Raw genomic sequence first — 9,341 nt, forward strand, 5'->3', positions numbered from 1 at the left:
TTGTTATAGGAAGAACGGGCTTGGTTGGAATAGGCGTTCAACGTCCGGCACGAATTTCTTGTCGGTAATAAACATGATGATGTGGTCGCCCTGCTGAATTTTGCTATCGCCGTTGGCAATAATGACATCATCGCCGCGTACAATAGCGCCAATAGTGGTGCCCGGGGGTAATTTAATTTCTGCTACCATTCGGCCAACGACTTTAGAGGTGCTTTCATCGCCGTGAGCAATGGCTTCGATGGCCTCTGCAACCCCCCGGCGCAGTGACGAAACGCTGACGATATCTGCTTTACGCACGTGTCCTAATAATGCGGAGATCGTCGCTTGTTGAGGTGAAATAGCAATATCAATCACGCTACCTTGCACTAAGTCGACATAAGCACGCCTCTGGATCAGCACCATGGCTTTCTTGGCCCCCATCCGCTTGGCCAGCATTGCAGACATGATATTAGCTTCGTCATCATTGGTGATGGCGATAAATACGTCTACTTGATCCACATGTTCTTCAGCAAGCAGCTCCTGATCCGATGCATCGCCATAAAAGACAATCGTGTCGTGCAAATGCTCCGCCAATTCAGCGGCGCGCTGCTGATTACGTTCAATCAACTTCACGTTGTATGATTTTTCTAGCCGTTGTGCTAACCCGGCACCGACATTGCCGCCGCCAACAATCATGATGCGTTTATAGGGTTTTTCTAGCCGCTGTAATTCGCTCATTACCGCACGAATATGCTGTGAAGCGGCCACAAAGAACACTTCATCACCCGCCTCAATAATGGTTGAGCCTTGCGGGCGTATCGGGCGATCCTGACGGAAGATGGCTGCGACGCGAGTATCAATGTGCGGCATATGCTCGCGCATCGAAGACAAGGCATTGCCGACCAGAGGGCCACCATAATAGGCTTTCACTGCGGCGATACTGACCTTACCGGCGGCGAAGTTCACAACCTGTAATGCGCCAGGGTATTCAATCAACTTATAAATGTAATCGATAACCAGTTGTTCTGGTGAGATCAGGTGATCGATTGGAACTGCTTCTGGATGGAATAATTTCTCTGACTCACGGATATATTCCGATGCCCGGATCCTGGCAATACGGTTTGGGGTGTTAAACAGTGAATAGGCTATTTGGCAGGCAACCATATTGGTTTCGTCAGAATTGGTGACGGCGACCAGCATATCGGCATCTTCTGCCCCGGCTTCGCGCAATACTCGCGGGTGGGAACCATGCCCTTGGACGACACGAAGGTCAAATTTATCCTGTAGCTGGCGCAAACGCCCTGAGTCGGTATCGACTACGGTGATATCGTTATTTTCACCAACCAGGTTTTCTGCCAGTGTCCCACCGACCTGACCAGCGCCAAGAATGATTATTTTCATCGGGTTCTCTGCTTCACACTGCAATGGCCGTAGCCGCTATTTGTAGGCACTTTGGAATGCGCCCTAAGAGTTACATTTTAATTAGCTTAGCGTAAAAGAATCCATCTCCATCCTCAGGATGAGGAAGATTTTGCCTGCCTAGTACTTGGTGATCACCCGTATCTACCAGTTTAGCATCGCCATGGTGTCGCAGGAACGCCGCTATTTGTTCGCTGTTCTCCTGTGGCAGAATAGAGCAGGTTGCATAGACCATTATGCCACCTGATTTTAAATGTGGCCAAATGGCCTCTAAAATCTCACCTTGCAGTTTTGCCAATTCGGCGATGTCGCTATCTCGGCGTAACCATTTGATGTCTGGGTGGCGACGAATAACACCAGTCGCGGAGCAGGGGGCATCCAATAAGATGCGATCGAATTGTTTGCCTCCACACCATTCCTCCGGTGTGCGCCCATCACCTAATTTGACTTCGGCATTAAGGCGCAGGCGTTGTAGGTTTTCTTTTACCCGCCCCAGACGTTGTTCATCAATATCGACCGCCATCACGTGAGCTTTCGGGGCCGCTTCCAGAATATGGGTGGTTTTACCACCGGGCGCGGCACAAAGATCGAGGATCTGCTCGCCATTCTGCGGATCTAGCAGATCAACACAGCCTTGGGCGGAGGCGTCCTGTACGGTAACCCAACCTTCGGCAAAACCCGGTAGCTCTGTTACAGCACAAGGCGTGAGTAAACGTAGCGCGTCGCGATATTCGCTATGGGGTTCAGCGGCGATACCTGCCTGTTGCATTATTTGCAGGTATTCATCACGGCTATGGTGCAGGCGGTTAACGCGCAGCCACATCGGGGGTTTTTGATTGTTGGCATCAACGATCTGTTCCCAATTGGCTGGATAGGCCTGCTTAATACGCTTTAGCAGCCAGCTTGGGTGTAGGTAACGGCTTTCGTTATTGGCCGCACGTTGCAACAGTTCTTCTTGCTGACGTTGGAATTGGCGCAATACGCCATTGATTAAGCCTTTCAACTGAGGGCGTTTCAGGGCCACTGCGCCTTCTACGGTTTCCGCCAGCACTGCGTGCGGTGGAATGCGGGTATACAGCAATTGATACAGACCCACCATCAGCAAGTAATGCAACGTACGTTGCTTGCCAGTCATTGGTTTGGCCATTAGTTGCTGAATACACCATTCTAACTGCGGCAATACTCGCAGTGTGCCGAAACAAAGCTCCTGCAACAGAGCCCGATCTTTATCAGAAATGTTCTTTTGTAATGTTGGCAGAATAGTGCTGAGTGATTGCCCTTGATCCAGCACTTGGCCGATGGCTTTGGCTGCGTGGCTTCGGAGATTGTAATTGTTTTTCATAGGCTGAAGCTGATGACGATCGGCGTTAAGAAAGAAACAGCCCGGTAACTGTGACCGGGCAAGGAGAGTTTTTATAACCGGTTACCCGGTACAAACCATTCACGACGTGAATTTAATAGATCCTGTGCTGACATCGGTTTTTTACCTGCTGGCTGCAATTGTGTCAGATTCAAAATACCGTCAGCGGTAGCAACTTGGATGCCGTGCTTATTGGCATTAATGATAGTACCTGGTTGTGCGCCGGATGTTTCGGCCAGAACTGTTGCTTGCCAGACTTTTACCGGTTGCTCTTCGATGGTGAAATAGCTGACAGGCCAAGGGTTGAATGCGCGAATACAGCGCTCCAACTGTGCTGCCGACAGGCTCCAATCCAGATGGGCTTCTTCCTTACTGAGCTTTTCAGCGTAGGTGACCTGTGCTTCATCCTGTACTTCACGCTCAACAGTATCAGCAGCCAATTGTTGCAACGTTGCCAGCAACCCTTGTGGCCCGAGTTCGGCTAACTTGTTGTACAGGCTGGCGCTGGTATCGGTAGTTTCGATCGGGCAACTGATCTTGTGCATCATGTCGCCGGTATCAAGACCAACATCCATCTGCATGATCGTGATGCCAGTTTCGCTATCGCCAGCCCATAATGCACGTTGGATCGGTGCAGCGCCACGCCAGCGTGGGAGCAGAGAGCCGTGAACATTGATGCAGCCCAGCCGTGGCATCTCCAGAACGGCTTTTGGCAGGATTAGGCCATAGGCTACAACGACCATGACATCGGCGTTGAGATCGGCAACCAGGTGCTGATTCTCTTCTGGGCGCAATGATTTAGGCTGGAACACCGGGATCTGATGCTGTTCTGCCAGTACTTTGACCGGGCTTGGTGTCAGTTTGTTACCACGGCCTGCTGGGCGATCGGGCTGAGTGAAAACCCCAACAATCTGGTGTTCAGATGACAGTAGCGCGTCGAGGTGACGCGCTGCAAAGTCAGGGGTTCCGGCGAAGATAATCCGTAAAGAGTCAGACACGTTAGTTTCCTGATCGGTTAGGCCCGGGCGTTAAGCTTGGCCATTTTTTCCAGTTTCTGACGGATACGCTGGCGTTTAAGCGGAGAAAGGTAATCGACAAACAGCTTACCGACCAGATGATCCATCTCGTGCTGAATGCAGATAGCCAGCAGTTCATCGGCTTCGAACTCAAAAGATTGACCTTCACGGTTTAGTGCTCGAACCTTTATCTTTTCTGCACGTGGTACCAAAGCACGATGTTCAGGTACAGAAAGGCAGCCTTCTTCAATACCGGTTTCCCCGTGTTTTTCCAGCAATTCCGGGTTGATCAGCACCAACGGCTCGTCGCGGTTTTCAGAAATATCAATGACGATAATACGCTGATGAATATCCACCTGTGTCGCAGCCAAGCCAATGCCTTCCTCTGCGTACATGGTTTCAAACATATCATCCACGATGCGCTGGATATCTGCATTGACTTCTTTTACCGGGGTCGCAATTTTGCGTAGCCGCTCGTCTGGGAAATGTAATACTTGCAAGACTGACATATATCTTTAGATCTGTATCCGAGTGATAAAGGAAGGTTAACTTCTATTCTAGACATTTCCTGGCTTGATTGACAGCATCGTTGACCAATTGCACCAATGGGTAACACCATACTTTCAGCGAGGGAATGCGCGATGCAGCCAGAGGAAATCGCTCTACGCATGCATGCTGTCACGGGGATAAGTGCGCAGCAAGCCAGCCAGATTGTTACTCAATTGAGTGCAGAAGGTCGCGATCTCTATCCACTCTTAAGGCTACTGGGCTTAAATAAGAAACAACAGGAGCAGTTTCGCCATGCTCCTGCACATTATCTGCAGGCAACGCTGAAATGGTTAGAACAAGGAGGGAATCAAATGGTGCTTTACGGCGAACCTGGTTTCCCTGAGCTGTTATTACACATTGCGGATGCACCGTTATTACTGATGGTCAAAGGGAGTTCAGCAGCTTTACAACTGCCACAGATAGCCATGGTGGGCAGCCGCCAGTTCAGTCATTATGGTGAACATTGGGGGAATGAGTTTGCTACTGGCTTGGCGCACTGCGGTTTTGCCATTACCAGTGGGTTGGCTATCGGTATTGATGGTATTTGCCACCGTGCTGCCTTGGCTGCCGAAGGAGTGACAATAGCCGTATTGGGGAGCGGGCTGGCTAATATTTATCCGCGTCGTCACCGATACCTTGCTCAACAAATTGTTGAACAAGGCGGCACGTTAGTTTCTGAATATTTGGCTACAGATTTACCTCTAGCCGATCATTTCCCCCGCCGTAATCGTATTATCAGTGGATTAAGTATGGGGGTTGTAGTCATTGAGGCTTCACTGCGCAGCGGCTCTTTGATAACTGCACGCTGTGCGTTGGAACAGGGGCGTGAGGTTTTTGCCCTACCGGGAGCGCTGGGTAGCCCAATGAGTGAGGGGACACACTGGCTGATCCAGCAGGGCGCCAGCTTGGTGACTGGCCCCAAAGACATTGCGGAACAACTGCGAAGTGGCTTGCATTGGTTACCCGTTAGTGAAAATAAAACTATTTCTGCGTCAGAGGCCCAAGTTGAATTGCCATTTGTCGATGTGTTGGCTAACGTAGGATATGAGGTGACACCTGTTGACGTCGTCGCTGAACGTGCCGGCCAACCTGTGCCAGAGGTGGTAATCAAGTTACTCGATCTGGAGTTAGCAGGTTGGATCGCAGCTGTACCCGGCGGCTATGTCCGATTAAGGAGGGCAGGCCATGTTCGACGTACTCATGTACTTGTTTGAAACTTATATCCACAATGAGCCAGAAATGTCTGTTGATCAGGATACTTTGACCGCCGATCTTGCTGAAGCAGGATTTGAGCGGGACGATATCTACAACGCATTGAATTGGCTTGAGAAGCTTGCAGACCTCCAGGAAGGTGAGAATGCGCCTTACTTTATGGATGCCGACCCGCTGGCTATGCGGATCTACACCGAAGAGGAAAGTGCGCGTTTGGATGCCAGTTGCCGTGGTTTCCTCTTGTTTTTAGAACAGATTCAAGTATTGAACCTCGAAACCCGCGAAATGGTTATCGATCGCGTTATGGCTTTAGATAACACAGAGTTTGAGCTCGAAGATCTCAAGTGGGTGGTGTTGATGGTGCTGTTTAATATCCCCGGATATGAAAGTGCTTATCAACAAATGGAAGAACTGCTGTTTGAAGTAAACGAAGGTTATCTGCACTGAGCCGATAACAAGCATAGAAAGATGTTATGACAAAAACCGCGATTTTTGCCGCAAGGCAAAATGAACCCTGTCCAGAATGTGGGGCCGAATTGGTGATCCGTAGTGGTCGCCACGGCCCCTTTCTCGGCTGTTCCCAATATCCTGAATGCCAATATATCCGGCCATTGAAAGCGCAGGCCGACGGCCATATTGTCAAGGTTCTGGAAGGGCAGGCCTGCCCGAAGTGCCAGGCAACGCTGGTTCTGCGTCAGGGGCGCTATGGCATGTTCATCGGCTGTGGAAGCTATCCCGAGTGCGATCATATTGAAGCGATCGATAAGCCAGATGAAACCAGTATTGCCTGCCCGCAATGTGGGCAGGGCAAATTGCTGCAACGTAAATCACGCTATGGCAAGGTATTCCACTCGTGTGATCGCTATCCGGCCTGTCAATTTGCCCTTAACTTTAAGCCCATCGCGGGTGAATGTGCTTACTGCCACTATCCGTTGCTGATGGAAAAACGTACGGCAAAAGGCCCAACCCTCTTTTGCGCCAGTAAATTGTGCGGAAAACCCGTCATTACCACAGAATGATCATGTCATGAACTCAGAACCCATTTCCGCTTTCGCACCTATTATAGAAGCATTGAAAAGTCAGAAAGTTATCGCTTATCCCACAGAGGCTGTATTCGGTTTAGGGTGTGATCCAGACTGTGAAACAGCGGTCAGTGAATTACTGAGGTTAAAGCAACGTCCTTGGGAAAAGGGGCTGATCCTGATTGCTGCCGATTACTCACAGTTAATGCCTTATGTGGATGACAATGCCTTGAGTGAACAACAACGTGCGGCGATCTTTGCCAGTTGGCCTGGTCCGGTGACCTGGGTGATCCCTGCCACAATGCAAACACCGCGTTTCCTGACCGGGCGTTTCAATTCGCTGGCAGTTCGCGTCAGCGATCATCCTCTGGTGCAGCAACTCTGCCAGCAGTTCGGTAAACCACTGGTATCAACCAGTGCCAACTTAAGTGGCCAGGAGCCGTGCCGCACTGTTGCAGAAGTTAAGCTGCAGTTTGGTGAATCTTTCCCGGTGTTGGCTGGTCGCGTTGGCGGGCGCCTGAACCCTTCTGAAATCAGAGATGCTTTGACGGGTGAACAAATTCGCCAAGGCTAGAGGTTATATTAATGGAGAAGTTTGCAGTATTCGGTAATCCCATCGCTCATAGCAAGTCCCCTCGTATTCATGCCTTGTTTGCCGCACAAACTGGGATAGCGCATCCCTACGGTACTGTGCTGGCTCCGCTAAATGGATTTGAAAAAGCGTTACAGCAGTTTGTTATTGAAGGTGGAAAAGGGGCTAATGTTACTGTTCCTTTTAAAGAGTGTGCTTATGCAGTATCAAGTGAATTGAGCGAGAGGGCTGCAATAGCGGGGGCGGTAAATACGCTCAAGGTGCTGCCGGATGGCCGCTTGCTGGGTGATAATACCGATGGGATTGGTCTCTTGACCGATCTCGAACGTCAGAAATTGATTCAGCCAGGTGAGCGTATTTTGCTGGTGGGGGCTGGTGGTGCTGCACGTGGTGTGATTTTGCCATTACTCTCTTTTGGTTGTGAAGTCGTGCTGACTAACCGTACTGCCAGCCGCGCACAACAGTTGGTGACGCTTTTTCAGCATTTGGGAGAGATCTCCTCATTGCCTATGGATCAACTCGATCAACAACACTTTGATTTAGTGGTCAACGCAACTGCTTCAGGGATCAGCGGTGAGATCCCGGCATTACCAGCCAGCATTGTGAATAGTACAACCCGTTGTTATGACATGTTCTATCAGCAAGGGGATACCCCATTTCTTGCTTGGGCGAAGAAACAAGGTGGTGCATCTTATGCTGATGGTTTGGGGATGTTGGTTGGGCAGGCAGCACACGCTTTCCTGTTATGGCATGGCGTTATGCCGGAGATTGAACCGGTATTATTAAAACTGCGTAAAGAAATGACGGTTTGAATAACGGCCCGCTCGGCAAGTTAGAGCGGGCTCCCAGGATTAGATACTTTTGGCAAGGTATTCGTCTTTCCAACGCACATAGTTGTTGGATGAGTAAACGAGCCCTTCTCGCTCTGCGGGTGTTAATGGTCTTACTTGCCGCGCTGGGCTGCCTACATAGAGATAGCCACTTTCCAGGCGTTTGCCCGGGGCGACTAAACTGCCAGCACCGATAATCACGTCATCTTCTATAATTGCACCGTCCAGTAGGATCGACCCCATACCTACCAAAACCCGGTTGCCAATAACACAGCCATGCAGCATGGCCTTATGACCGACAGTGACGTCTTCACCAATCAATAAAGGATAACCTGCGGGATTGTTGTCTGACTTATGTGTCACATGCAGGACGCTACCATCTTGGATATTACTGCGGGCACCGATCCTTACGGCATTCACGTCTCCACGGATAGAAACCAGCGGCCAAACGCTGACATCATCGGCTAACTCAACGTTACCTATCACAACGCTGGAAGGATCGAGCATGACACGCTGACCGATCTGGGGGGAGTAATGAAGATAAGAACGTACGGCATTCAACATGGTAAGGCCTCGAGTCAGGATCATATTTACCGGCAATACTAGACCTTGATGATGGAATTACAACCAGTCAACATGTGGGATCCAAGGTAAAATAGCCCCGATCGAATAAGATCCACGCGAAAGGGCTGAAAAGTACGCAGTCGGCAATAAAAGATCTAAAAAGGGCTTGTGGAAAAAACGAGGATCCCTATAATGCGCCTCCATCGACACGGAGCCTGTGAACAACTTCACAGAGTATCTGGGAGTCGCAGAGAAAAAACCTGAAGATTAAGGTTGACTCTGAAAGAGGAAAGCGTAATATACGCCACCTCGAGTTAGCAAGCGAAAGCGCGTAACTCACTGCTCTTTAAAAATTTATCAGACAATCTGTGTGGGCACTCACAAGACGATATCCAGCTGCTTCGGCAGCACAAAAAATATCAAGTCTTGAAGAGTGACCAAGCAGTAATTCATTTAAGTGAATTATTACAAACGTTGATTTTCGAGCATCGCTTAACGTGTTTAAGCACATCAAGCTTTTAATTGAAGAGTTTGATCATGGCTCAGATTGAACGCTGGCGGCAGGCCTAACACATGCAAGTCGAGCGGCAGCGGAAAGTAGCTTGCTACTTTGCCGGCGAGCGGCGGACGGGTGAGTAATGTCTGGGAAACTGCCCGATGGAGGGGGATAACTACTGGAAACGGTGGCTAATACCGCATAACGTCTTCGGACCAAAGTGGGGGACCTTCGGGCCTCACACCATCGGATGTGCCCAGATGGGATTAGCTAGTAGGTGGGGTAATGGCTCACCTAGGCGA

10 protein-coding genes and 1 rRNA gene are annotated in these 9,341 nt (G+C 50.0%); 6 read left to right on the forward strand and 5 right to left on the reverse strand.

Annotation, left to right across the window (positions count from 1 at the left end; all coding sequences use genetic code 11):
* Positions 1-3: 3 nt before the first annotated feature.
* The 4 genes from trkA to def form a co-directional block, all read right to left on the reverse strand.
* The gene (gene trkA, locus IV04_RS08125) at positions 4-1,380 is read right to left on the reverse strand and encodes a Trk system potassium transporter TrkA (protein ID WP_037402669.1); all 1,377 of its coding nucleotides are present in this window, start codon (positions 1,378-1,380) and stop codon (positions 4-6) included.
* A 70-nt stretch (positions 1,381-1,450) separates the two neighbouring features.
* Positions 1,451-2,740 carry a 16S rRNA (cytosine(967)-C(5))-methyltransferase RsmB gene (gene rsmB, locus IV04_RS08130; RefSeq protein WP_037402666.1) on the reverse strand — a complete coding sequence of 430 codons (1,290 nt, stop codon included), beginning with the start codon at positions 2,738-2,740 and terminating at the stop codon, positions 1,451-1,453.
* A gap of 71 nt (positions 2,741-2,811) precedes the next feature.
* Entirely contained in the window at positions 2,812-3,756 is a 945-nt protein-coding gene (gene fmt / locus IV04_RS08135; protein WP_037402663.1) for a methionyl-tRNA formyltransferase, read from the reverse strand.
* A gap of 17 nt (positions 3,757-3,773) precedes the next feature.
* On the reverse strand, positions 3,774-4,283 hold the full coding sequence (gene def, locus IV04_RS08140) for a peptide deformylase (protein WP_037402661.1): 510 nt from the start codon (positions 4,281-4,283) through the stop codon (positions 3,774-3,776).
* 132 nt (positions 4,284-4,415) lie between these two features.
* On the opposite strand from def, the gene dprA reads away from it, so the two are divergent.
* From dprA to aroE, 5 genes are read left to right on the forward strand one after another with little or no spacing between them, the layout of a single operon-like run.
* On the forward strand, positions 4,416-5,537 hold the full coding sequence (gene dprA, locus IV04_RS08145; RefSeq protein WP_037402659.1) for a DNA-protecting protein DprA: 1,122 nt from the start codon (positions 4,416-4,418) through the stop codon (positions 5,535-5,537).
* Positions 5,509-5,982, forward strand: a complete 474-nt coding sequence (gene smg / locus IV04_RS08150) for a DUF494 family protein Smg (RefSeq protein ID WP_037402657.1) — start codon at positions 5,509-5,511, stop codon at positions 5,980-5,982. The genes dprA and smg overlap by 29 nt, the downstream gene beginning before the upstream one ends.
* Before the next feature lie 26 nt (positions 5,983-6,008).
* Positions 6,009-6,554, forward strand: a complete 546-nt coding sequence (locus tag IV04_RS08155) for a type I DNA topoisomerase (RefSeq protein ID WP_037402654.1) — start codon at positions 6,009-6,011, stop codon at positions 6,552-6,554.
* A gap of 7 nt (positions 6,555-6,561) precedes the next feature.
* Complete coding sequence (gene tsaC / locus IV04_RS08160; RefSeq protein WP_037402651.1) at positions 6,562-7,131, forward strand: L-threonylcarbamoyladenylate synthase type 1 TsaC; 570 nt, start codon at positions 6,562-6,564, stop codon at positions 7,129-7,131.
* Between the two features lie 11 nt (positions 7,132-7,142).
* Positions 7,143-7,961: a shikimate dehydrogenase gene (gene aroE, locus IV04_RS08165; protein ID WP_037402648.1), complete on the forward strand. Its 819-nt coding sequence runs from the start codon at positions 7,143-7,145 to the stop codon at positions 7,959-7,961.
* Between the two features lie 39 nt (positions 7,962-8,000).
* Here the strand turns inward: aroE and IV04_RS08170 are convergent, their stop codons facing one another.
* Entirely contained in the window at positions 8,001-8,543 is a 543-nt protein-coding gene (locus IV04_RS08170) for a gamma carbonic anhydrase family protein (RefSeq protein WP_037402645.1), read from the reverse strand.
* Between the two features lie 519 nt (positions 8,544-9,062).
* Here IV04_RS08170 and IV04_RS08175 point away from each other — a divergent pair.
* Positions 9,063-9,341, forward strand: a 16S ribosomal RNA gene (locus IV04_RS08175); the annotation flags it as partial.

This window comes from Serratia sp. Ag1, assembly GCF_000743355.1.
In the GTDB taxonomy this organism is placed as follows: domain Bacteria; phylum Pseudomonadota; class Gammaproteobacteria; order Enterobacterales; family Enterobacteriaceae; genus Chania.